Source organism: Deefgea salmonis (assembly GCF_020531905.1).
In the GTDB taxonomy this organism is placed as follows: Bacteria; Pseudomonadota; Gammaproteobacteria; order Burkholderiales; family Chitinibacteraceae; genus Deefgea; species Deefgea salmonis.
Genome location: NZ_JAJAWG010000011.1, coordinates 1 through 23466 on the forward strand (window position 1 = coordinate 1; position 23466 = coordinate 23466).

The 23466-nt window shown below is 50.1% G+C and carries 21 protein-coding genes and 3 tRNA genes; 9 read left to right on the forward strand and 15 right to left on the reverse strand.

What is annotated here, in order from left to right:
* Window positions 1–251: 251 nt before the first annotated feature.
* Window positions 252–2261 carry a UvrD-helicase domain-containing protein gene (locus LG219_RS13070; protein ID WP_226764925.1) on the reverse strand — a complete coding sequence of 670 codons (2010 nt, stop codon included), beginning with the start codon at window positions 2259–2261 and terminating at the stop codon, window positions 252–254.
* Between the two features lie 133 nt (window positions 2262–2394).
* Here LG219_RS13070 and LG219_RS13075 point away from each other — a divergent pair, with 133 nt between their 5' ends.
* Window positions 2395–3300: a flagellar brake protein gene (locus tag LG219_RS13075; RefSeq protein ID WP_226764926.1), complete on the forward strand. Its 906-nt coding sequence runs from the start codon at window positions 2395–2397 to the stop codon at window positions 3298–3300.
* A gap of 140 nt (window positions 3301–3440) precedes the next feature.
* Here the strand turns inward: LG219_RS13075 and nth are convergent, their stop codons facing one another.
* The 13 genes from nth to folD form a co-directional block, all read right to left on the reverse strand.
* Window positions 3441–4091 (reverse strand): endonuclease III, encoded by a 651-nt coding sequence (gene nth / locus LG219_RS13080; RefSeq protein WP_226764927.1) that lies wholly within the window; start codon window positions 4089–4091, stop codon window positions 3441–3443.
* A gap of 6 nt (window positions 4092–4097) precedes the next feature.
* A complete protein-coding gene (locus LG219_RS13085) occupies window positions 4098–4496 on the reverse strand; it encodes a hypothetical protein (RefSeq protein WP_221021388.1) in 399 nt (132 codons plus the stop codon).
* Between the two features lie 3 nt (window positions 4497–4499).
* Window positions 4500–5210: an electron transport complex subunit E gene (locus LG219_RS13090; RefSeq protein ID WP_226764928.1), complete on the reverse strand. Its 711-nt coding sequence runs from the start codon at window positions 5208–5210 to the stop codon at window positions 4500–4502.
* A 2-nt stretch (window positions 5211–5212) separates the two neighbouring features.
* Entirely contained in the window at window positions 5213–5839 is a 627-nt protein-coding gene (gene rsxG / locus LG219_RS13095) for an electron transport complex subunit RsxG (protein WP_226764929.1), read from the reverse strand.
* 114 nt (window positions 5840–5953) lie between these two features.
* Window positions 5954–7015: an RnfABCDGE type electron transport complex subunit D gene (locus LG219_RS13100; RefSeq protein WP_226764930.1), complete on the reverse strand. Its 1062-nt coding sequence runs from the start codon at window positions 7013–7015 to the stop codon at window positions 5954–5956.
* Window positions 7012–9153, reverse strand: a complete 2142-nt coding sequence (gene rsxC / locus LG219_RS13105) for an electron transport complex subunit RsxC (RefSeq protein ID WP_226764931.1) — start codon at window positions 9151–9153, stop codon at window positions 7012–7014. Before rsxC ends, LG219_RS13100 begins: the two co-directional genes overlap by 4 nt.
* On the reverse strand, window positions 9154–9714 hold the full coding sequence (rsxB, locus tag LG219_RS13110; RefSeq protein WP_250647320.1) for an electron transport complex subunit RsxB: 561 nt from the start codon (window positions 9712–9714) through the stop codon (window positions 9154–9156).
* Window positions 9715–9777: 63 nt separating this feature from the next.
* Window positions 9778–10359, reverse strand: a complete 582-nt coding sequence (gene rsxA / locus LG219_RS13115; RefSeq protein WP_226764932.1) for an electron transport complex subunit RsxA — start codon at window positions 10357–10359, stop codon at window positions 9778–9780.
* Between the two features lie 283 nt (window positions 10360–10642).
* Window positions 10643–10891, reverse strand: a complete 249-nt coding sequence (locus LG219_RS13120; RefSeq protein WP_226764933.1) for a hypothetical protein — start codon at window positions 10889–10891, stop codon at window positions 10643–10645.
* Between the two features lie 44 nt (window positions 10892–10935).
* Window positions 10936–11460, reverse strand: coding sequence for a GNAT family N-acetyltransferase (locus tag LG219_RS13125; RefSeq protein WP_226764934.1), 525 nt, complete (start codon window positions 11458–11460; stop codon window positions 10936–10938).
* 2 nt (window positions 11461–11462) lie between these two features.
* Window positions 11463–11834 carry a hypothetical protein gene (locus LG219_RS13130; protein WP_226764935.1) on the reverse strand — a complete coding sequence of 124 codons (372 nt, stop codon included), beginning with the start codon at window positions 11832–11834 and terminating at the stop codon, window positions 11463–11465.
* Between the two features lie 210 nt (window positions 11835–12044).
* Window positions 12045–13064 carry a quinone-dependent dihydroorotate dehydrogenase gene (locus LG219_RS13135; RefSeq protein WP_226764936.1) on the reverse strand — a complete coding sequence of 340 codons (1020 nt, stop codon included), beginning with the start codon at window positions 13062–13064 and terminating at the stop codon, window positions 12045–12047.
* Between the two features lie 59 nt (window positions 13065–13123).
* The gene (gene folD / locus LG219_RS13140) at window positions 13124–13978 is read right to left on the reverse strand and encodes a bifunctional methylenetetrahydrofolate dehydrogenase/methenyltetrahydrofolate cyclohydrolase FolD (protein WP_226764937.1); all 855 of its coding nucleotides are present in this window, start codon (window positions 13976–13978) and stop codon (window positions 13124–13126) included.
* Between the two features lie 121 nt (window positions 13979–14099).
* Between folD and LG219_RS13145 the strand changes: the two genes are divergently transcribed.
* The 7 genes from LG219_RS13145 to sbcB all read left to right on the forward strand — a co-directional run bounded on the left by LG219_RS13145 (window position 14100) and on the right by sbcB (window position 21731).
* A tRNA-Pro gene (locus tag LG219_RS13145) sits at window positions 14100–14176 on the forward strand.
* Window positions 14177–14213: 37 nt separating this feature from the next.
* Window positions 14214–14290, forward strand: a tRNA-Arg gene (locus LG219_RS13150).
* A gap of 37 nt (window positions 14291–14327) precedes the next feature.
* Window positions 14328–14403 (forward strand) — tRNA-His (locus tag LG219_RS13155).
* A gap of 257 nt (window positions 14404–14660) precedes the next feature.
* On the forward strand, window positions 14661–15740 hold the full coding sequence (locus tag LG219_RS13160) for a DNA cytosine methyltransferase (RefSeq protein ID WP_226764938.1): 1080 nt from the start codon (window positions 14661–14663) through the stop codon (window positions 15738–15740).
* Window positions 15741–15743: 3 nt separating this feature from the next.
* A complete protein-coding gene (locus LG219_RS13165) occupies window positions 15744–17351 on the forward strand; it encodes an McrB family protein (RefSeq protein WP_226764939.1) in 1608 nt (535 codons plus the stop codon).
* 15 nt (window positions 17352–17366) lie between these two features.
* On the forward strand, window positions 17367–19679 hold the full coding sequence (locus LG219_RS13170; RefSeq protein WP_226764940.1) for a DUF2357 domain-containing protein: 2313 nt from the start codon (window positions 17367–17369) through the stop codon (window positions 19677–19679).
* A gap of 615 nt (window positions 19680–20294) precedes the next feature.
* Window positions 20295–21731, forward strand: a complete 1437-nt coding sequence (sbcB, locus tag LG219_RS13175) for an exodeoxyribonuclease I (RefSeq protein ID WP_226764941.1) — start codon at window positions 20295–20297, stop codon at window positions 21729–21731.
* Between the two features lie 103 nt (window positions 21732–21834).
* Here sbcB and LG219_RS13180 read toward each other — a convergent pair whose 3' ends face one another.
* On the reverse strand, window positions 21835–22449 hold the full coding sequence (locus tag LG219_RS13180) for a LysE/ArgO family amino acid transporter (protein WP_226764942.1): 615 nt from the start codon (window positions 22447–22449) through the stop codon (window positions 21835–21837).
* 107 nt (window positions 22450–22556) lie between these two features.
* Between LG219_RS13180 and LG219_RS13185 the strand changes: the two genes are divergently transcribed.
* Window positions 22557–23462, forward strand: a complete 906-nt coding sequence (locus LG219_RS13185) for a LysR family transcriptional regulator ArgP (protein WP_226764943.1) — start codon at window positions 22557–22559, stop codon at window positions 23460–23462.
* Window positions 23463–23466 lie beyond the last annotated feature (4 nt).

Below are 23466 nucleotides of genomic sequence, written 5' to 3' on the forward strand. Positions count from 1 at the left end.
TTGTTAAAGATCAGTGGCTTAGGACACACAAAACAACCTAGAAACCGGTGTTTCGTTTGCTGTGTCAGCAGCAGAGAGGCCGAAATATACGGCAGCCCCGCGATCACGTCAACACCTTGTGGCAAACAAAACGCCATTAACACGCTAAGTTGTTGAATTTTAAAGCATCAAATTTCAACATTAATTCTGATACCTTCGCTATTCAGAAGGGGGCGAAGTATTGATTGCGAATGATAAAACGCGAAAAAAGCTTATTTCGCCGTTTTTGCGCCTAAATTAGCTAACATTTTCGCCGCGAGACTGGAATGTTCTTTCTTAATATCCGGTGATGGGTCGTATTTGGCGGCTAAACGCCCACTAAACATCACATCTGCTGCTGGCAACTCATCTAAGAAGCGACTCGGCCTAGTAATTTGCCATTCACCAGCGCGTTTACGCTTTCCGCAATAGGTAATCGTTAAACTGCGCTGCGCTCGGGTAATGCCGACATACATTAAACGGCGCTCTTCTTCGACCATGCCCGATTCAATTGAATTTTGATGCGGCAGGATATCTTCTTCACAGCCAATTAAAAACACATGCGGATATTCCAGCCCTTTGCTGGCATGCAGCGTTGAAAGCCGCACCGCGTCGATTTCGTCTTCTGTGCGGCCTTCAAGCATGATCCGCAGGTCAAAATTTTGCGTGATTTCATCCAGATTACTGCCGGCGCTATCGACTTTCTTTTTAATCATCTCGGCCAAGCTCAGGATATTGTTCCATTTACTTTCGGCGGGCTTTGGATCTTCAGATTCGTATAGCCAAGTTTCAAAATCAATCGCCCCCACAATTTCATGAAACAGCTGATCGGCCGGTTCAGTTTTAACTTTGTCTTGCATCCGCTGAATAAATCGGCAGAAGGTATAAAGCATTTCGCGCTGCGCGGGTTGAATCTGATGCGCAAAGCCTTCTTCAAACACCGCAGCAAACAAAGAAACTTGCCGCTCTTTGGCATAGCTGCCCAACTTTTCCAAAGTCACATTGCCGATACCCCGTTTGGGCGTCGTGACTGCGCGGATAAAAGCCGGTTCATCGTCATCGTTGGCAATCAAATGCAAATACGCCAATACGTCTTTGATTTCAGCGTTATCAAAAAAGCTTTGTCCGCCCGACATCACGTACGGAATATTCTCGGCACGCATTTGCGCTTCAATAATCCGCGACTGAAAATTACCGCGATACAGCACCGCATAATCGGCAAAACTGGTACCGTTGAGCGCCATATGCATTTTCAAACGCTCGGCGACCAAGCGGGCCTCATCGTCCTCTCCCTTGGTTTCGACCACTTGCACCAAATCGCCGATGCCAAGATCAGACCACAATTGTTTCTCGAATAATTTTGGATTATTCGAGATCACCGCATTGGCGCAGCGCAAAATCCGCGCCACCGAGCGGTAGTTTTGCTCTAACTTAATCACGTGTAATTGAGGGAAATCGATGCGCAGCAAATTCAGGTTTTCAACATTCGCACCGCGCCAAGCATAAATACTCTGATCGTCATCCCCCACCGCAGTAAATTTCCCCGTTAACTGGGTCAACTGTTTGACCAGTTGGTACTGCGTGGTATTGGTATCTTGATACTCATCGATCAATAAATAGCGCAAACGATGCTGCCATTTTTGCAAGACTTCAGGATTCGCCTCAAATAAATCCACCGGCAGGCGAATCAAATCGTCAAAATCAATCGCTTGATACGCAAACAGCGTGTCTTGATAAGCGCGATACAACTTGGCCAGCTGCATTTCGCCTTCTGATGCGGCAATGGTCAAAGCGTGGTCTGGAGAAATTCGATCACTTTTTAAGTTTGAAATTTGACTGACTGTCGAGCGAATTAATGATTTATCGGTGGTGATCAATTGATCGGCGATAATTTTGGCCGAATCGGCCGAGTCCAAAATCGAAAACTTCGGTTTATAGCCCAAATGCGCCGCCTCTTCGCGCAAGATCTTCATGCCTAAGCTATGAAACGTCGAAACCGTTAAACCTTTCAAGCGATTCGCTGGCAATAAGCTCGCCACCCGCTCTTGCATTTCTCTGGCGGCTTTATTGGTAAAGGTAATCGCAGCGATATGACGCGCGTCCATTTGCGCTTCTTCGATTAAATAAGCGATTTTTTGCGTGATCACTCGCGTTTTACCCGAGCCAGCGCCAGCCAGCACCAAACAAGGGCCAGATAAATATTGCACAGCAGCGCGCTGAGGAGAATTAAGCAAATGCAGCATGGAAAACTCGGTTTAAACGGAAATATGATGGTATCACGTCGCGACAATGCAACGCCGCCAGCCGGATGCTTGGCGTAGCGGCAAAGTTAGATTACAAGCATAACTTATATATGGCTTATCTTTGGTGAACTGCATGGCCCAATCTGACCTCGTCCCCCTTCGCCAACAAGAACTTGTTGTTGGCGAGCCGACACCTTACGCCATCTTTGATGCCGACAATCAATTGCTGCTGAGCGCCGGGCAAATCATTCATACCGAAAAACAACTTGAAACCCTCAATAAATTGGGCATGTTTCGTAATCCAGCGTGGCGTGGCGTTCGCGTTGCAGGCGCGGTCGGTGGCGCGCGAGTTCGCAGCAATACGCCGCCGGTCGAGCGCGTGATTGCAAAACCCGCGTCTAGCAAACGCCATCTAGCGCAATTTAAATTGCCTCCCGGCAGTGCACTGCATATTCAGCTGAGCGTTGATCCGCTCAATCATAGTGAATCAGTCAAACTGATCGGCTGGGTGGATAAAATGGGGGTATTAATTAGCGCACTCAATGCTCATGGGGCGGTCTTACCCTATCGGGAAGGGCAATCGATTAAAGCCAAAACCATTGCTGGTAAAGATGTGATTTCATTTGATGCGGTGATTGAGAAAGTTTGCTTTTCGCCCTTTCCCTACTTGCACCTAAGCTGGCCTGATACCTTGCAAATCCGCCAATTACGCAATAGCTTGCGGGTGAGCACCCATTTGATTGCCAGCATTAGCGGCGATGGCATTCATAGCACGCCCGCCAAAATCACCAATCTATCGGCCAGTGGTGCCATGCTCGAAGGCAGTAATCTGCAATTAGCAACAGACCAAGAAATCAGCATGGCGCTACGCCTGCATGCGGCCGGCATCGACCATACGATGAGCATCCGTGCCATCGTTAAAAATCAAAAAACAGAAGTACCGAACAATTCAATTCAATACGGATTGGAATTCATCCCGCTGGCCACGGCAGAACGCCTAGTACTTGAGCACTATATCTTTAGTACGATTTTGGAATGAACAACCATGCCACGGCAATTCATCGCCGAGCAAGATTGACAGCACTCAAGAAAGAACTCGCCGCTGGGTTTTGAAAAAAACACTATCAATAGGTATATTGATGCGGGCAATACTCAACATCAGCTACATCGATATACCCATCAAAAGCCTTTCGGTGGTGTCATGATTTTACTGCGGTAATCGCAGATATCATTTTCAATACAGCGCCAGCATTCCGGTTTGCGCGCTTTGCAAATATAGCGGCCGTGCAAAATTAGCCAGTGATGTGCATTGAGCAAAAATTCTGGCGGCGTCACCTTAAGTAATTTGTCCTCCACCGCCCGCACGTCTTTGCCCTTGGCCAAACCAGTGCGATTGCCAATGCGGAAGATATGCGTATCCACCGCAATCGTCGGAATACCAAACGCCGTGTTCATCACCACGTTGGCCGTTTTACGCCCAACGCCGGGCAGCGCCTCTAAGCTTTCCCGATCTCGCGGCACTTCGCCGCCGTGTAAGTCGATCAGCATTTGGCAGGTTTGTAATAAATGCTTGGCCTTACTGTGAAAGAGGCCAATGGTATTGATGTAGGACTCAAGCCCATCAAGCCCTAGCGCCAGAATCCCCTCCGGGGTATTGGCCACAGGGAACAACACCTTGGTCGCTTTATTCACCCCCACATCGGTCGCCTGCGCCGATAGCAACACCGCCGTCAACAACTCAAACGGCGTGGTGTAGTTCAGCTCAGTTTTGGGATTGGGTTCTAATTCGGCCAAACGCGCATAAAAGGTGTAACGGGTTTGATTATTCATTTCAATTTAATATGTAGACATTTCAACTTTGAAGCTTGAATACTTGGCTTTAGCATTTGTACCCAAATCTTCCCGTACCTCATAGAAAAACAAATTCTCTTTCTGTTGGGTCTCGCAACTATTTTCCTTTACCGCTTGCTTGTAATTCTGCCAAGCGATGATCACACTTGGAGATGCTATGAGGTACATAGCATTAGCCTCTTTGATCAATAACTCTCTCTTTTCTTCATGACTAGGATCAGTACGAGCAGCACTGTAAGCGGAAAGAAAATTTTGATATAGCTCCAGCTTTGCTTTGCGTAACTCAGCCGCTTGCTCTCTTTTTTTAGTCCAGTAATAACCTAAGCTAGCAGACAATATTGCAATAACAATCGCAGTAAAACCACCAATAAGTGCCGTTTCCATAAACTAAATCCCTTGTTGATTCATCGTAACCTGCAATTGAACAATCAACTTAGCCTTGGCTTCTGCGCGGCGATCCAGTGCTTGCTTACCGGCAATTAAAAAACCCAAGCCAATAAACGCGCCGGGCGGCAAGATGGCCAGCAAGAATTGATAATTGTATTCAGCAGGAATCACGTGGATCACCCATGATTTGGCGCTGGTGCCAAACACCAGATCAATACCCGACAACAGTGTGCCTTTGCCGACTAACTCGCGCATCGCGCCCAAAATCGCCAGCACCAGCGTGAGCCCTAGCCCCATCATCACGCCGTCGAGCGCCGATTGCGCCACGCCGTTTTTGGACGCATACGCTTCGGCCCGCGCTAACACGATGCAGTTGGTGGTAATCAAAGGAATAAAAATCCCCAGCACCACGTATAAATCATGCACATAGGCATTCATCAATAAATCGACCATCGTCACCAAGGCGGCGATGATTAAAATAAAAATCGGCGCCCGCAATTCATTGGGCACCAAGCTGCGAATGCAGGCAATCGCCGCACTTGAAATCAACATCACCAAGCTCGTCGCCAAGCCCAGCGAAACGCCATTCACCATATTACTTGAAATCACCAGCACTGGGCACAGGCCCAAAAACTGCCCTAAGGCGGCATTTTGCTGCCAAATGCTGTTTTGAATAATCGTTTTGCTTTCGTCTTGTGTTAACAAGGCCATGCTTAGGCTCCAAACAAAGTGGCGTGCTCGGCCGCCACGTAACTCAAGGTGTTTTTCACCGCTTTCACCACCGCACGCGGGCTAATGGTGGCCCCGGCTGCGGCATCAAAAGCGCCACCATCTTTTTTAACCCGCCATAAATCGGCCGTTGGTGACGATAGCGATTTACCATCAAAACCCAAAATCCAGTTCGACTTAGCGACGTCAATATAATCGCCCAAGCCTGGGGTTTCTTTGTGCGCCACCACGCGAACGCCCAAAACCTGCCCAGTGCGGCTCACACCGACCAATAATTTAATCTTGCCTGAATAGCCATCTGGCGCAATCGTTTCCACCACCACTGCTGTGGTTTGGCCATTTTTAAGCGCCCGATAAATCTGCGCGCCGGCTGGATTATTTAGCTGCTGTTGGGCTGCAGCAGTTTGCGGCAACGCGTCGAGCAGCAATTCGTTGTCATAACTGCCCGCCGGCAACACTTGCGCGATCAACGCCGCGCGGGCGTCACGCTCATTTTGGGCGACACTGTCCTTCGTTAAGGCATAAGTTCCGGCCATTAAAGCGGTAAAAACCAGAGCAAAAACCAATAAAGTCAAAGCACCGCGAACGCCATTTTGCACCATGGTTTTCATGCTTTCATCCCCACACATTGCCCTGAAAACGCATCACAGCGGCATACCGACACAGAGAACCCCACGAAAACTTTGCTTTCCCTCTGCGTCTCTGTCCCGCTGTGGTCAAGGGTTTTAATGTCCATGCTTCACTCCCCGCTGAGGCTTACGGCCGAAAACAGCTGGCTGCGTGTATTGGTCAATAAACGGTGCGGCAATATTCATAATCAACACCGCAAACGCTACCCCGTCGGGATAGCCGCCAAAGGTGCGAATCAGCCAAGTGAGTAAACCAATTAACGCGGCGTAAATTAAACGGCCCCGCAACGTTGTTGGCGCGGTCACCGGATCGGTAACGATAAAAAATGCGCCCAGCACCGCTGCGCCACTGAGTAAGTGAAACGCGGGACTGGTGTATTGCGCCGGATTAATCAGGTGAAACAATCCCGACATGCCCAATAACACCGTCAAAAACGCCACCGGCAACGGCCACGCAATAATCCGCTGTTGCAGCAAATACAAGCCGCCCAGCAAATAGCCTACGGCGATTAACGCCACCGAACTCGGTAAAAAACTCAACCAATCGGCCGACTGAAAAATTGCACCACTAAAAATATCGCTCATGCTGTGCTGCTGCAGCAAAGCGGTTTTAACGCTATCCAGTGGCGTCGCTGATGCAAGGGTATCGAATGACAGCCCTTGTGGCAGATGCCCGCTCAAGACATACCCAAACTGCTGCCAAGCCGTTAAATCCACAGTTGGCAAAGACAGCGGCGCATTCCAGCGACTCATTTGCGCCGGAAACGACACCATCATCACCGCAAAACCCACCATCGCTGGATTAAATGGATTTTGCCCCAAACCGCCATATAAATGCTTGGCCAAACCAATCGCAATCACCGTGGCCAACACCACCATCCACCAGCTAGACAGCGGTGGTAAAGACAGCGCCAACAACCATGCAGTGACAATTGCCGAGCCATCGGTAATAAAAGGCTTGATGGGATAATTGCGTAATTTTAAGCACGCTGCTTCAGTGGCAATCGCCGCTACCGTCGCCAGCAAGATTTGCAGCAAAATGCCGGCGCCAAACACCCAAGCATACGCGGCGATACCGGGCAGCAAGGCCACGGCGACTTTGAACATCACCACTTGCAGCGGTGTTGGTTTGATCAAATGCGGTGATGTACGCATCATTCTTTTCCCTCTGCGGCTGGTTTCGCCGCTTTTTTGGCTGCCGCTGCAGCCATCGCTGCGCGAATCTTGGCGGCTTTTTCTTCGTCGATGGCGGGTTTCTCAACCGCTGCTGGCGCGACTACGGGCGATGGAACGGATTCACCTGCGTCCTTCGCTGCTTTTTCGGCTTTTTTGGCTGCCGCTGCCGCCATTGCCGCACGAATCTTGGCGGCTTTTTCTTCGTCGATAGCGGGTTTCTCAACCACTGCTGGCGCAACGACTGGCGATGGAACGGGCTTACCCGCGTCCTTCGCGTCTTTTACTGCTTTCTCGGCTTTTTTGGCCGCCGCGGCGGCCATCGCCGCGCGAATCTTGGCGGCCTTTTCTTCATCTATCGTCGGTTTGGCTGCTGTATCTTGCTGCAAGCCAGCACCAGCAACCCCTACAGCGCCATGCTCTGTAGGGGTATTTGCTGCGGCTTTTTTCGCTGCTGCTGCTGCCATCGCAGCTTTAATTTTCGCCGCTTTATCGGTGTCGAGTGCTGGCGCAGCCGCGCTGCTTGCAGGCGTTTCGCCTTTAGCGGCAGCCGCACGCGCCATCGCCGCGCGAATTTTCGCGGCTTTATCATCCCCATCAACGGCAGGTGCCACACTGGCTTCAGGCGCGGCAGCTTCAGTCACCAGTGGTTTTGGCGAGGCTCTGGCCGAAACAGATTGACCCCCAGCTCGCGCCGCTAAGCGCGCAGCTTTTTCTTCTTTCTCACGTTCTTCACGGAACTGCTTAAATTCATGCCGTTCGCGCGCGGTATCGGCCGATTTCTTCGCGCGCTCGGCATCCCAGATTTCGGATTTGGCAAAACGATAATAATCCACCAACTGAATACTCGACGGGCACACATAGGCGCAAGCGCCGCATTCGATGCAGTCAAATAGATTGCGCTCTTGCGCCTTGCCAAAGTTTTTACTGCGCGCAAACCAGTACAAATCCATCGGCTGCAATTCTTGCGGGCACGCTACCGCGCATTCGCCACAACGAATACACGGCATTTCACGTGGTTTTTCGGGGAAATTGGCCGCGTCCATCGCAATAATGCAGTTACCGGCCTTGGTCAAACCCACTTGCGTTGATGGCAAGGTAAAGCCCATCATCGGCCCGCCATAAATACAGTCACTGGGTGATTTCAGTCCGGCAAACTTTAATAAATCGTCAATCGGCGTACCAATCAAAGCCTCAACATTGCACGGTTTTTCGACATTGCCGGTGAGCGTCACCACCCGTGAAATCACTGGTTCGGCGTGCTCTAGTGCCGCGTAAATACTGTAAATCGTTGCCACATTAAAGCATTGCACCCCCAAATCGGTGGAGCGAACGCCGCTAGGCACTTCGATATTGGTCAGCAATTTAATCAGCTGTTTTGCGCCACCCGATGGGTAGAGTGTCGGTACCACCACGACTTGAGCGCTAAATCCGCAGCCCATTAGCGCCGCGCGCAAGGCTTCAATCGCCTCGGGTTTATTGTCTTCGATGCCGATGAGCACTTGTTTGGCGTTCAATAATTGTCGAACAATCGCAATCCCCGCAACGATCTCAATGGCGCGCTCGCGCATCAATCGATCATCACACGTGATGTACGGCTCACATTCAGCGCCATTAATAATCAAGGTATCGAGCGGCTCGCGGCTGATTAATTTCAGATGCGACGGAAACACCGCGCCGCCCTGCCCAACCACGCCCATGTTTTGCACGTATTCGCGAATCGCCTTGGCGTCACCACCTTGCAGCGCTGCGCGCCAATCAAATTTTTCGCGCGCAATCCATTCATCAAGGCCGTCGCTGGCCAATGTCAGGCAGATTTGCGTCAAACCCGATGGATGCGCCACCGCTTGCGCGCCGAGCGCAATCACTTGTCCCGACGTTGGCGCGTGCACCGCGGCTGAAATATTGCCATTGGCTGCGGCAAGCATTTGTCCTTTGAGAACGCGATCCCCTACGCTCACCAAGGGTTGCGCGATATTGCCAATGCTTTGCTGCAAAGGAATCGATAACCGTGCAGGAATCGGCATCGCCACAATCGGCGAGCGATTGGATAAATCTTTCATCTCTGGCGGATGCACGCCACCATGAAATGGAAAAATCTCGTGACTCAACGTCGCACTCATTTAGCTCACCTGCTTCAGTTGAATCACCGGATAGCGCCATTTCCACGTATTGACGTTTTCACCGACAACGACCATATCGATGCAATCGACCGGACACGGTGCAATACACAGCTCACAACCGGTGCATTCTGATTCAATCACCGTATGCAGTTGCTTGGCGGCGCCAACAATCGCGTCGACTGGGCAGGCTTGAATACACAGCGTACAGCCGATACACACGTCCTCCCGAATCACTGCCACCGCACGCGGCTTTTCGGCCGCTCCGCCGCCGTCGTCAAAAGGAATAAATTCTTTGCCCAGCAACTCAGCCAGCTTATGAATTCCATCCGTTCCGCCCGGCGGGCATTGATTAATCGGCGCTTCATCATTGGCAATCGCCGTCGCATACGGTTTACAGCCCGGATAGCCGCACTGGCCGCACTGGGTTTGCGGCAATACCGCGTCGATTTTATCCACCAAGGGATCTTCATCAACCTTAAATTTAATCGCCGCCCAACCCAAAACAGCGCCAAGCAACACGGCCAATCCGGCCATCAACGCCAGTGCGAATAGAAAACTCATGCAAATACCTTAATCAAACCAGGGAATGGGGAATAGGACGGGACGACGACGCCCGACTCACAATCATTTAACCAATCCGGCAAAACCCATAAATGCCAAACTCATCAAGCCGGCGGTAATAAACGCTGCTGGCGTGCCTTTAAAAGCTTGCGGAATATCGGCGCCTTCGAGTCGTTCGCGCATCGCGGCGAACAAAATCAAAATCAAGGAAAAACCCAGCGCCGAGCCAAAGCCAAACACCAAGGACTCAAAAAAAGTATGCTTGGCAGTCGAATTAATCAGCGGCACGCCGAGCACCGCGCAATTGGTGGTAATCAGCGGCAAATAAATCCCCAAGGCCTGATACAACACTGGACTGGCTTTATGGATAAACATCTCGGTAAATTGCACAATCGCCGCAATCACCACAATAAACGCCAGCGTGCGCAGGTATTCCAGATGCCACAAGATCAACACTTGGTCGATCATCCACGACGTGCCTGACGCCAAAGTCAACACGAATGCGGTCGCCAAGCCCATCCCGATCGACGCTTCCAATTTTTTGGATACGCCCATAAACGGGCAAAGCCCCAAAATCCGCACCAGCACCACGTTGTTCACCAACACCGCACCGACGAGTAATAAGAGGTAATGATTCAAATCCATGATGTTCTCAGCCCTTGAGGGATTGCACTGGGGTATTGACCTAGAAGCTTTAACCAGCAATAGCTACAACTCGATACATCCATTTAATTTTTAATTCTCTTTCAAGCGGCAAAGCCGCATGGGCTCGCCCCAACACAACCGACAGCGCCATATTGATCACAACAAAGCACAACGTGATCGTGATAATCGTAGGGCGGGTTAGCCTGCGTAACCCGCCAATTTAATTCGCATGTAAAGCATGGCAATCAGCGCGGGTTGATAAAACTAACCCGCCCTACTGGCTTTACTTCTCGCCCCAACGCCACTGCGTCGGTTCGCCTTTACGCCAACAGATGATCAAAAAAATCAAACTGAGTAATCCAAACCCACTCCAAAATAGCAATGGTTGATGATCTGGCAGCTTGAGAATAACGGCTAAAATCAGCAGCATCAGGTAAGCAAGCAAAACACACCACCCCTGCCAACTTGACGGCATCCCCCAACCCCAGCCATAGCGTTTGGCAGGAAACCAATACTTTTGCTTTGTTGACATATCCAAACCTCAATCAAGCATCACTTCAAAAAGTACATGTCTTATCAATCGTCGCCTAGGCGCTGTTTCGGATGCCGATAAATCTGCCATTGCCCACCGCGAAACTCGACTTCTTTTTCTAATGTCGCGCCTACTGCCTGCGCCAATTGTATCGACGGTGCATTATCGCTATGGATAAAACTAATCAAATTCAGATGAGGTACGCACTCTAAAGCCATCGCCTGAATACCACGCACCGCTTCGCTGGCAAAACCTTGCCCCCAATACGCACGGCTCAAGGCCCATTTGATTTCGGGGGCTGGCCAGTCGTTGGGATACCACAAGCCCGCAGTCCCCAGCACCAAACCGGTCGCTTTTTCTTCAATCGCATACGGGCCATAACCGCGTAAAACCCAATGTCCAAGCATACTCGACATCGCACGCCAGCTTTCGCCCTCTGAGAGCGCACGGCGAAAGGTGAATTGAGTACATTCCAGATCAGAATAATGCGCGTGCAGTGCTGGCCAATCGGCATCAGTGAATTGCCGCAAGATTAAACGAGGCGTTTCAAATTGCAGCAAAACCGGCATGATTATTTCGCCTTAAATGTCGATGTTGTTGCTTGTTTCTCTTCACACCCAAACAACACTTCCCCACCTTGCTCGTGCACCCAGTGTTGGCCGATCAGGCGTTGCTCGGTGGCGAATTTGGTTTTTTTGCGTTTGATCAGCCGCTTGACCATCAATTGCACTTCTTTAGAGGCGCTGGCGATGGTGTTCAGTACCGCCGTTTCATGCTGATTGCCGCCATCTTGCGCGTCTTTCACCACGGCATTCCATACGGTAAGCACCGTGCGCATGACGCCGGCGAACTGCGCTTTGGAGCAGCCATTGGGTAAACCGACTAACACCGGCTGGGCAAAAGTTAAAATAACTTGGGTGATTTGTTCGTCTTGAGCGTTCAACAGAGATCCTTTTTCACTGAATGGGCTGACCCACAACCGCGTTTTTGCTGGGTCTTTGCGCGGGTTTTGCTTACTGCGTTTACGTCGGGTCATCAACGAGACGCGTTTGGCGCTCAACCCCGAGTGTGGCACGAATGGGATTGAGCTTAACGTATCTTGCTTGATGATTTCATGACCTAGATCGTTGAAATCCCACGATGAGCGCTGGCTTTACGCACGGGCAATGGCTTGGGCGCAATCGGCAATCAATTGCGGACCCTCATAAATCAAGCCGCTATAAATTTGCACCACGGCCGCGCCCGCACGGATTTTTTCCACCGCATCCTCCCCAGACACAATGCCACCGACACCGATAATCGGCAAAGCGCCATCAAGCACACGCGACAATTCGCGAATCACTGAGGTTGATTTGGCCCGCACCGGCTCGCCCGATAGGCCGCCGGTTTCTTGGCCATGCCGCAGATGTTCAACGCCAGTCCGCGACAAAGTGGTATTGGTGGCAATCACGCCGTCGATTTGATTGGCGATGAGTAATTCGCCCATTTCTTGGATTTGATTGCCATCCAAATCCGGGGCAATTTTGACGGCGATGGGCACATAGCGACCATATTGATCGGCCAGACGCGCTTGTTCGGTTTTTAATGCCTGCAATAGCGCGCCAAATTCACTGGCTTGCTGCAATTGCCGCAGGTTTTTGGTATTCGGGCTAGAGATATTCACCGTCACATAGCTGGCGTGGTTATACACCTTACGCAAGCCGATTAAATAATCATCGACGGCATTTTCTATCGGGGTATCGGCGTTCTTGCCAATATTGATGCCGAGTACGCCCTTATACTGGCTGGCCTCAACATTTTTGATTAGTTGGTCAACGCCGCCATTATTAAACCCCATGCGGTTAATAATCGCCCGCGCTTCTGGCAAACGAAATAAACGTGGCTTGGGATTACCGGCTTGTGGGCGCGGCGTTACCGTACCGATTTCTAAAAAGCCAAAGCCCAACTCGGCCAAGGTATCAATGTAATCGCCATTTTTATCCAAGCCTGCAGCCAAACCGACCGGATTAGGGAACTCAATGCCCATCACTGTGACTGGATTATTTTGCACTGTTGGCGTTAACGTGCGCAAAAATCCCGTGCTGTGCAGCAAGCCCAAGCCTTTAAATGCCGCGTGATGCGCGCGCTCCGCATCCATCATAAACAGCAGCGGTTTAGCCAGTTGATATGCCATTACAGAACCTTATTAAAATCTTTTAGAGGTAAATGGCGGGTTAAAACCCGCCTTTAGAATTAGCCGTTACGATTTACGCAAGCGTCATACGTATTTTGCATCAGCGTCGCCACCGTCATCAAACCGACGCCGCCCGGTACTGGCGTAATCCAGCTAGCGCGCTCTTTGGCCGCGTCAAACTCAACGTCGCCGCACAATTTGCCGTTTTCTAAACGATTGATACCCACGTCAATGACGATAGCGCCTTCTTTAATCCATTCGCCTTTAACAAAGTTAGGAATCCCTACGCCAGCCACCACCACATCCGCACCGCGGACTTTTTCGGCCAAATCTTTAGTTTTGCTATGGCAAATCGTTACTGTTGCTCGCGCTAGCAACAATTCCAATGCTTGTGGACGACCAACAATATTGGACGCGCCGACCACTACCGCATCTTTACCCACCAAATCAATGCCGGTTTTTTCCAGCAAAGTCATCACACCGCGTGGCGTGCACGGGCGCAGCAAAGGCATTTTCAATACCAAGCGGCCGATATTGTAAGGGTGAAAGCCGTCAACATCTTTAACCGGGTCGATCAATTCAATCACTTTATCGGCATCAATATGCTTAGGCAGCGGCAATTGCACCAAAATCCCATCCACATCGTCGCGGGTATTGAGCTCGGCAACCAGCTTTAATACCTCGGCCTCTGAAGTATCTGCTGGTAAATCATAGGCAAATGAGGTAATTCCGGCGTTTTCACACTGGCGTTTTTTATTGCCAACGTAAACTTGTGATGCCGGATCGCTACCAACCAGAATCACCGCCAAGGCTGGCGCACGTTGACCAGCTGCGACGCGCGCATCGACTTTAGTGCGTACTTCAGCAACAATTTCTTGAGAAATGGCTTTGCCATCAAGGATCTGGGCAGTCATGGGCTTACTCCGGCTGTTCTAGTGAAGGGGCGCATTTTCTCACTATTTCACTTTTTTCACAAAAAAGTTCGCACAAGGTGTTGACGGGAAGAAATTGGCAACGTATAGTTCGGCCTCTGTTCGGGGCGTAGCGCAGCCCGGTAGCGCACCTGGTTTGGGACCAGGTGGTCGTGAGTTCGAATCCCACCGCCCCGACCAGAAACACTAAGTAGTAAAGATGAGTAGTAAATACGGAGCTCCCGTAGCTCAACCGGATAGAGCAACGACCTTCTAAGTCGTAGGTTACAGGTTCGATTCCTGTCGGGTGCGCCAAGCATACCGAGAATTCGCAGATTATAAAAGTTTTGTGGTGGCTGTAGCTCAGTTGGTAGAGTCCAGGATTGTGATTCCTGTTGTCGTGGGTTCGAGCCCCATCAGCCACCCCACAAAAGTAAAGGCCTCAGCTCACGCTGAGGCCTTTTTCATTTCTGCCGGAAAAACGCCAGTAGGCAAATAGTAGGCATTTTAGGCACGAACCTCTCAAAGAAAAAATCTACTCTCAAAGATTCTGCAAAGCCTTGCACCTATTAGTGAGCCTTACCGTACCACGCTCTTGCCAAACCAGAGCGACGTCGGAATTATCATTGCACTAATTCAAAGTATCCGTAACAATCGACAAAAATTTAAGGCTCAAAATCCACCAATGAATAACCACGCAGTTTTTTCCTTTTTTTCTGGCTCAGGCTTTCTTGACCTAGGGTTTGAGAACTCTGACTTCGACATAGCATTCGTCAATGAACTAAACCCAGACTTCATGAAAGCCTACAAGTACAGCAGGGAGCACCTAGGCAAAGAGGCACCTCGTTTCGGCTACCATGAGAATTCTATTGATGACTTCTTAGCTGCAGAAGAAAAATCGCTTAAAGACCGAGTCACCACAGCAAAAACACTTTACCAAACCGTCGGATTTATTGGGGGTCCACCATGTCCGGATTTTTCTGTCGGTGGGAAAAATAAAGGTCGAGAAGGTGAAAATGGCAGGCTATCCAAATCATATATAGATACGATTATCAACAACAAACCAGATTGGTTTTTATTTGAAAATGTTAAAGGACTGTGGAGAACAACGAAGCATCGCGAGTTTTACGAGCAGTTGAAACACGAACTAAGCAGTGCAGGTTATGAAATCACAGACCGCTTAGTAAACTCATTAGAATTTGGCGCACCGCAAGATAGGCAGCGAATTTTAATGTTTGGCGTATTGAAAACAAGAAAGTTATCAATACAAAATTTCAACTGGGAACAACAGATGAAATTCCCAGGAAACATGGCCCTAAATTTCCAATGGCCAAGCAAAGATTGCTTCCAAGGTACCCCAACCCAAACAGATGCACCAGAAGAGCTCACTATTAATTGGTGGTTTAACAAAAACAATGTAGAAACCCACCCAAATGGAACAGATTACTTCACACCACGCGCTGGGCTAGCAAAATTTGAAGTTATTGAGGAAGGGGATGACTCAAAGAAATCATACAAACGACTTCATAGGAATAGATATTCTCCTACAGCAGCATACGGAAATAACGAGGTCCATTTACACCCTTGGCTAGCTCGAAGAATCTCTGCGGCAGAAGCTCTTGCGATTCAATCATTACCTAAAGAATTTGTGCTTCCTCCAACGATGACGCTATCAGCAAAGTTCAAAACAATTGGTAATGGTGTTCCATATTTACTGGCGGTAGGTATGGCAAAAACCATTGATGACTTTCTTCAAGGAAAATAATAAATGAGTACCGAGTTATTTGAATATGTATGCAATGAATTAGTAAAACTTGTCGGAAAAAAACTTGATTACATATCAAAGAGAAACTCGGTAGAAATTATATCAATCGACCACAAAGAAGAGCGTATCCTTGCCACTCGCGAACATGGTGGAGACTTTAGTGTTACTTTTGAACGCATAAGACGTGTTACAGAAGCACTATCTCGAGGGAAATTAATTGATATAAATGAAGCGCTAGCATCTGGAGGAAACGAACGATCCGCAATTGAAGCTTTTTTTGCAAATTTACCTCATGTTGGATTTTACAAAGGGAATAGCAAATATAATAAATTTCCGCAAAAACGGATTGCATGGTTCGAGAATGAGCTTCATGTTTCTGGGGAGGTTTTTGATGCATCAAACCAGCCACACACCCCGCCGCCGCCTTCAAGACCAATAACTAGCGCTTTACCAAAACCATTTATATTGCTTGCAGGAATTTCCGGCACAGGGAAAACGCGTTTTGTCCGCCAGCAAGCAAATGCCTCAGTAGTTGCAGATATTAAAAATTTTGAATTAATTGCTGTACGACCAGACTGGCACGAGCCCTCCGATCTGTTGGGCTATGTATCCCGCATTGATGGGACCCGCTATGTGGCGACGCCGTTTCTGCAGTTTATGGCGGCGGCGTGGCGTGATGCTGCCGAGCGGGGCGCGGCTTACCAGCTAAAAGCCCCATCAGAAATGACGCCGTTCTGGGTCTGCCTGGACGAAATGAACCTTGCGCCAGTCGAGCAGTATTTTGCCGATTATCTGTCGGTGCTGGAGACACGGGAATGGAGCGAAGACGGTTACCGGAGCGAGCCCATTTTTGCGCCAGCCAAATTGCTGAAATCATCTGACGCCGATGTGCTGGACCAGCTGCGCAGTGATCTGGGCTTTGCGGATGAAGAATGGATAGGGCTGTGGGCCTACTTCGTTGAGCATGGCATGCCGCTGCCGCCCAATCTGATTGTGGCCGGCACGGTGAATATGGATGAAACCACGCATGGCTTCTCGCGCAAGGTGATCGATCGTGCCTTTACTATCGATTTTGGCGAGTTTTTCCCCAACGATTACCAGCATTATTTCGAACCAAAGCGACAACCGGTCACGCTGGGATTTCCACTCGATTCGCGGATTGCGAGTGCTGAGGAGCTCAAAGACGTTGCCGCCGACCCTGATGGCAGCCAAAGCATTGCCTTTCTACAGCGGATCAACGATGTATTTAAAGCAACACCTTTCGAGCTGGCATTCCGTGCGCTGAACGAGCTACTGGTGATGCTTAAATGCTTTTCACCGCAAACCGATGCCCAGCTTTATGCCGTTTGGGATGATTTTCTAATGGCCAAATTGCTGCCCCGGTTGGAAGGCGATGAAGACAAGTTACAGGTCAATGGTGACGATAGCCTGCTCATCCAACTAAAAACACGGCTCGCCACTGAGTTTGCCTCCACAGCCGCCCGCCCAGACCTGTTTAATACCCAGCTCGTCGATGGAACATCGCCTGATATTCCGTTCCGCTCGCTGAAAAAACTAGGGTGGATGCAAGACCGACTGGTGCGCGACCGCTTCACCAGCTTCTGGCCTTGATCACAAGGAATTGCGATGCCGGATTTACTGAAACTGGTTACCGCCGACTGGTCGCTCAATGTCTGGAGCCGAGATGTCGAGCTGGCTAGAAAGCAGCTGGCCAGCACGCTGGCGGCGCGCAAGGCCAGTCAGGAACTAACACGTATACGGCTACAGCCATCAATATACAAAACCTGCATACCTATACCCTGCATTAGCGAGCATGAGCTGCATTTGGGTGAGCCAGTTTTCTTTGAAAACCGCAGCTACGAGTTTGAATTTTCTTTCGCTGATGATGTAGACACGGCAGAAATCCGCCATCGGCTTTCCAGCGTCTGTGATGCCTTCCGTTTTACCGGCAGCTCGCTACGCGGTACGCTGAACACTGGCAACGATATCGGCTGGTTGCGCCTAGGGCTGCATTATCGCCGCGCTGGCGTCTGGCAGGATGCGGCGATTGCGGTCGAGGTATTGCCGACCAAAATGGTGATGGCCGATGATCTGCAGCAGATTAATACCGCGATTGATCAATCCTATCCGCTGTGGCGTTTTGCGCTGGCGCAGAAAACCGATGTCGAGCTGGCCGAGTCACGCCAGCCGTTTGAGAGATTTCCCTTGCTCTGGCTGGCCCAGTTTTCATCGCTACGCGAAGCATTGCTGAAAGAAGTCCGCTATATCTGCAACGCGCCGCATAATCGACTACAGGAAACGGTGCGCTCAGTCCGCGCCGAACGCCTGCACGGCCGGATCAGGCCGAGGCTGGAAGAGCGGGTGGCTGAGGCGGTAAAAAATGGCGAATTGCACCGGCGCTTTCAAACGACCAGCCGCCGCCTTTCGGTAGATACAGCTGAAAACCGCTTTATCCGTATGGTGCTGGAGCATTGCAGCCGCAGCCTGGCCCGCTTTTCGGCCAGCGCACAACGACATAATTCGGCACCGGATCAAGAACGAATTTCATCGGCATTTTTTAGCGAGCTGGCGCAGTGGCAACAGCAAATCAGCCAGCAGCTAGCGCATCCGCTATTTGGCGAGGTCGGCGAGTTCGATGGTATGGCGCGGGAATCGCTGGTTCTGCATCAGCGCGCCGGTTATGCCGGTGTTTACCGAGTCTGGCAGCAGCTGAAACTCTATCTGGATCTGTTTGGCCACAATGCTTCGGTTTCAGTCAAACCGATCTCCGAGCTGTATGAAGTATGGTGCTTACTCGAAATCTGCAGACAGTTGCAGGAACTGGGCTTTATCGAACAGGAAAGCAGCAAGGCACTACTGCGCGAAAAAAATACGGAAAAAGAACTGATTGACGGCATGGGTGCATCTTTTGTTTTTAATCGCACGGATGGCATCAAACTTCGCCTGGCTCACGAACCAATATTCAAAAAACCTGGTAGTAAATACGACCGGATCTATTCATGGAATGCGATCCAGAAGCCAGACATCGTACTGGAAGCCACGTTCACCAACGGGGAATCAATTATCTGGATTTTTGACGCTAAATATCGTGTTGAAATAGATAAAAAGACCGACAAGGATATAGCGCCCGATGATGCGCTAAATCAGATGCACCGCTATCGCGATGCGCTGATTCATTTGGGCGAGCCAATCGACGGCATTGCCCCCAAAAGTCGCCCAGTCGTTGGCGCATATGTACTCTATCCCGGCTGGCATACCGATCAGAATGATCCTGCCACCAACCCCTATCACGCAGCCATTGAGGCGGTGGGTATTGGCGCCTTCCCCGCTTTACCGGGCCAGGCCAATCAATGGCTGGCGACTTTTTTACTTGATCACCTCGGCAGCAAGCCATCCAGCATTGAATACCGCATCGAAGCGCCGGATGAGCATCTGGCCCGCGACTCGGTGCGAATTGCGCCATCCGGCCTGCAGCTACGCCGATCAGCAGAGCTGGTACTGGTTGCAAAAACAGGCGGCAGCCGAACATCCGAATATCTGGAAGGCTTTCGGAATGGTACAGCCCGCTGGTATCACATACCAGCAGAAACGCTGGAAAAACAGCAAATTCCGGCGACAGTCATCGCAGACCTTTCACACTGCGCCATCGCGGCAAAGACTACCGATGGTAAAACCGCCATCCGCTACATGTTTGACATCCGCTCAGTACGGCAAGTCAACCGTGCAGAAATTTCGGCCGAGCAGGCCGGAACCACAAAAGCAGCCGGCACAGGAAAATACTGGTTATTCGAGCTAGGAGCAGCACATGGACAGCCCGACTTCATCGAACTGGATAAAGCAAGAAAATTCAACTTCTGGATTATCGAGCGCCCTCAACTCAGCAGCGCAAAAGAGTGGGATACCGCTCCGAGCAGATATGACTATCTGCAGCAAAACTAACAATAAAAGATAAGCCCCGAACGGGGCTAGATCCTTAAATATTTTATCTAGACGTTGCAATTAGCACGCCAAGATCAGCCTGCATACAACTCAGATCTCCAACAATTTCGTTTAACTTATTTCTGATCTGAGATCGTTTCGGATTATTTAATACAAGAGATAAAATGCCTAAGCAACTAACCAAGTCTTATCACCCAATTTAAATCATCTAAAAAGCTTTTTTTTCATTCTCTTGATTTAAATCGCAGTTTTTTTCACCGACTACTCGCACACTGAACGCATGAAATCTGCTTTTGCACATTTAAATCTCACTTGCCATGCCAAAAAAATTGTGGCCCTGCGATGGTTTGGACGCCGAAATGGCGATTCGCCATTTTGCTAGCGGCAAGCATCTTTTAGACGCGATGAATACTGAGTAACGCGATTGGTGTTTTGATGAAATCAAGCGCTTTATGCCCGAGCAAAATCGCAGCGCGCTGGCGGCGTTAAATGACGATGCTTTGGCGCGTTGGGTATTAAAAAGCTGGCGCAATTCGGTTCGCTTTTAATTTTGCCACGCCCAAAATGGCGTAATCCCGTTATGATGGCAAGGTTTAATCAACTGACGGTAGCGCAATGGATAGCACTTTTTTCTGGCACGATTACGAAACCTTTGGCGCAACGCCGCGCTTGGATCGACCTAGCCAGTTTGCCGGGATTCGTACCGATAGCGAGCTCAATGAAATTGGCGAGCCGCTGATGATCTATTGCCAGCCCGCCAATGATTTTTTGCCCGATCCTTTTGCTTGCCTACTCACGGGCATTACCCCGCAAACTTGCTTAGAAAAAGGTGTTCCCGAAAATCAATTTGCCAATTTGATTGAACGCGAGCTAGCTCAGCCCGGCACGATTGGCGTGGGTTACAACACCATTCGATTTGATGACGAAGTGACGCGTTATCTGTTTTGGCGCAATTTAATGGATCCCTATGCCCGCGAATGGCAGAACGATTGCTCGCGCTGGGATTTACTTGATGTAGTTCGAGCTTGCTATGCACTGCGCCCTGCCGGAATTGAATGGCCAGTGAATGACGAAGGAAAAGTCAGCTTTAAGCTGGAGCACCTAAGCCAAGCCAACCATCTGGCGCATGAGGCGGCGCATGACGCCTTATCTGACGTCAGAGCGACGATTGCTTTAGCGCGCTTGATTCGGGAAAAACAACCCCGGCTGTTTGATTTTTGCCTCGCTTTACGCAAAAAAGATCGCGTCTTTGACGAAATCAATCTGGCCAATCCCAAGCCTTTTATTCATATCTCCGGCATGTATGGCGTTGATCGCGGCAATTTGGCGATGGTTTGGCCGCTGGCGACGCACCCCACTAATAAAAATGAAATCATCGTTTGGGATTTAGCCTTTGATCCTAGCGAGCTATTTACGCTGGATGCGGCAACGATGCGTGAGCGAATGTTTAGCAAACAAGCCGATTTAGCCGAGGGCGTAACACGACTGCCCATCAAAACCATTCATGCCAATAAATCGCCGATTGTGGTCAGCAATTTAAAAACGCTGAGCGCCGAGCAAGCGGCCCTTTGGGGCGTTAATCTGGACGCGATTCAAACGCATGCCGCCAAATTGGCCAATAGCCCCGATTTAAACACCATTTGGCGCGATGTTTTTAAGCGGAATAATCAAGGTGAAACCATCGATGTCGATGCCAATTTATACGGCGGCTTTGTTGCTCCGACCGATCGCCGCACTCTGAATCGCATTCGCACCCTCTCGCCGGAAAAACTCGCGCTAGAGCAAGCGCACTTTGACGACAGGCAGCTCGAAGAATTGTTCTTCCGCTATCGCGCCCGAAACTACCCAAGCAGCTTAAATGAGCAAGAAATACAGCGCTGGGATAAATGGCGTAGTGACAAATTATTTGATGGCGCAGCAGGTGCGCGAACGCTCGAAGCGTATAGCGAAGAAATTGATCGCCTATCCGAAGAGGCCGACGAGCGTGGCGAAACGATTTTGGCCGCGCTGTATGATTACGCAGAACAGATTGCGCCAGAAATAAATTACTGAGGTATTGGTCTGTAGCTTATATTTTTTATAATCTACAGACAAATACCCACAAATAAACGCGGAGTCGCCGCGAAAGCCCCCAGCAAGTTAATGCAAAATAAACCTAAGAAACCACTAAGCTACCGGCCAAAAACAACATCGTCGCGCCAGTAATGCCATCAATCCATTGCCAAGCCACGGGCCGGGCCAAGTATCGCGACAAGGCTTGCGCCGCAAAACCCAACACCGAAAACCACAATAGCGACGCAGTTGCAGCACCCAAAATAAAACTCGGCTGCATCGCCACTGGATAACTCCCGCCCACTGAACCCAATAGCACCACGGTATCCAGATAGACGTGCGGATTGAGTAGCGAAATCGCCAAAATGGTCAACAAAGCCCGCCGGACACTGACCACCTCAGGTTCAATTGCGACTTGCAAAGTATTGCGGCGTAACACCGCAGCCCAACTGCGTAAGCCATAGCACAACAAAAAAGCCGCGCCGCCCCAACGAGCAATCGACAATAAAATCGGCGAGGATTGCACCAAAACGCCCATGCCCAACACGCCAGCGGCAATCAGCAGCGCATCGAGCGTGATACACACCGCCAAGGTCAGCAATACATGCTGTTTTTGAATCCCCATTTTCAGCACATAGGCATTTTGTGCGCCAATCGCCATAATCAACGCCGCGCATAAGCCCAATGCTTTAGTAAAAACCAGCCAATCGAACGTCATAAAACACCTCTTGAATGAGGTTTCCATTGTCAGCAAAAAACATAACAAATTAAATATGATTTATTATTTCTAAGTAATCATTAAAATTTCTTAATAAAGGGGCGGCAATGCTCGATACCCATAAAGGCGAAGCGTTATTGGCGGTGATCGATAGCGGTAGCTTTGAACAAGCCGCCAAATGGCTGCACCTCACGCCGTCGGCGGTATCACAAAGAATTAGCGCACTAGAAAGCCAGCTTGGCACGCCACTGCTCATCCGCTCCCGTCCTTGCCGCGCCACGCGCGCTGGCCAACGCCTACTGCAATATCTGCGGCGTAGTCAGTTGTTAGAGCATGAATTTTTAGCCGAACTGGAGCATGAACAGCAGCACTTTTTGCCGGTCACAATGGTGGTCAACCACGATACGCTCGCCACTTGGCTCTTACCGGCCTTAAGCCAATTTTTGCAAGCAGAGCAGCTGTTACTCGACATTAGTTTGGATGATCAAGACCATACTTATACCCTGCTAGAGAGCGGGCAGGCTTTGGTGGGGATTTCTAGTGAATCAGAAGCGTTACGCGGCTGCCGTGCCCAAGCCCTTGGCATCATGCGCTATCGCTTATTGGCGCATCCTGACTTTGCCGCCCGGTATTTTCCGCAAGGCTTGCAACGCGAAGCGGCGCGCCGTGCGCCACTGATGGTGTTTAATCGTAAAGATGCGCTGCAAAGTAACTTCTTATTACGAACGCTCGGACTACCCAGCACCCATCTCAATTGCCATTACGTGCCATCGAGCGAGGCGTTTTTACAAGCCATTGAATTGGGTTTGGGCTATGGCATGGTGCCCGAAATACAATATCAGCCCGCTACGGGCCTACGGCCATTGATCGATCTGGCACCGAGCCAAGCCACCGACATCACCTTGTATTGGCATTGCTGGCAAGTACAATCGCCAAAGTTGGAGCGACTGAGCCAAGCAGTGATCCAAGCGGCCAAACAGGCGCTTTTACCACTGCCCAGCGAGCGTCTTTAACAAA

Coding starts and splice junctions, on each gene's coding strand:
- LG219_RS13135 (WP_226764936.1), bottom strand. CDS start 13,064: ATGGCATATCAACTGGCTAAACCGCTGCTGTTTATGATGGATGCGGAG.
- rsxG (WP_226764929.1), bottom strand. CDS start 5,839: ATGAAAACCATGGTGCAAAATGGCGTTCGCGGTGCTTTGACTTTATTG.
- LG219_RS13125 (WP_226764934.1), bottom strand. CDS start 11,460: ATGCCGGTTTTGCTGCAATTTGAAACGCCTCGTTTAATCTTGCGGCAA.
- LG219_RS13070 (WP_226764925.1), bottom strand. CDS start 2,261: ATGCTGCATTTGCTTAATTCTCCTCAGCGCGCTGCTGTGCAATATTTA.
- LG219_RS13185 (WP_226764943.1), top strand. CDS start 22,557: ATGCTCGATACCCATAAAGGCGAAGCGTTATTGGCGGTGATCGATAGC.
- LG219_RS13160 (WP_226764938.1), top strand. CDS start 14,661: ATGAATAACCACGCAGTTTTTTCCTTTTTTTCTGGCTCAGGCTTTCTT.
- folD (WP_226764937.1), bottom strand. CDS start 13,978: ATGACTGCCCAGATCCTTGATGGCAAAGCCATTTCTCAAGAAATTGTT.
- LG219_RS13100 (WP_226764930.1), bottom strand. CDS start 7,015: ATGATGCGTACATCACCGCATTTGATCAAACCAACACCGCTGCAAGTG.
- LG219_RS13180 (WP_226764942.1), bottom strand. CDS start 22,449: ATGACGTTCGATTGGCTGGTTTTTACTAAAGCATTGGGCTTATGCGCG.
- rsxA (WP_226764932.1), bottom strand. CDS start 10,359: ATGGATTTGAATCATTACCTCTTATTACTCGTCGGTGCGGTGTTGGTG.
- LG219_RS13170 (WP_226764940.1), top strand. CDS start 17,367: ATGCCGGATTTACTGAAACTGGTTACCGCCGACTGGTCGCTCAATGTC.
- sbcB (WP_226764941.1), top strand. CDS start 20,295: ATGGATAGCACTTTTTTCTGGCACGATTACGAAACCTTTGGCGCAACG.
- LG219_RS13085 (WP_221021388.1), bottom strand. CDS start 4,496: ATGGAAACGGCACTTATTGGTGGTTTTACTGCGATTGTTATTGCAATA.
- nth (WP_226764927.1), bottom strand. CDS start 4,091: ATGAATAATCAAACCCGTTACACCTTTTATGCGCGTTTGGCCGAATTA.
- LG219_RS13120 (WP_226764933.1), bottom strand. CDS start 10,891: ATGTCAACAAAGCAAAAGTATTGGTTTCCTGCCAAACGCTATGGCTGG.
- LG219_RS13165 (WP_226764939.1), top strand. CDS start 15,744: ATGAGTACCGAGTTATTTGAATATGTATGCAATGAATTAGTAAAACTT.
- LG219_RS13075 (WP_226764926.1), top strand. CDS start 2,395: ATGGCCCAATCTGACCTCGTCCCCCTTCGCCAACAAGAACTTGTTGTT.
- LG219_RS13090 (WP_226764928.1), bottom strand. CDS start 5,210: ATGGCCTTGTTAACACAAGACGAAAGCAAAACGATTATTCAAAACAGC.
- rsxB (WP_250647320.1), bottom strand. CDS start 9,714: ATGAGTTTTCTATTCGCACTGGCGTTGATGGCCGGATTGGCCGTGTTG.
- rsxC (WP_226764931.1), bottom strand. CDS start 9,153: ATGAGTGCGACGTTGAGTCACGAGATTTTTCCATTTCATGGTGGCGTG.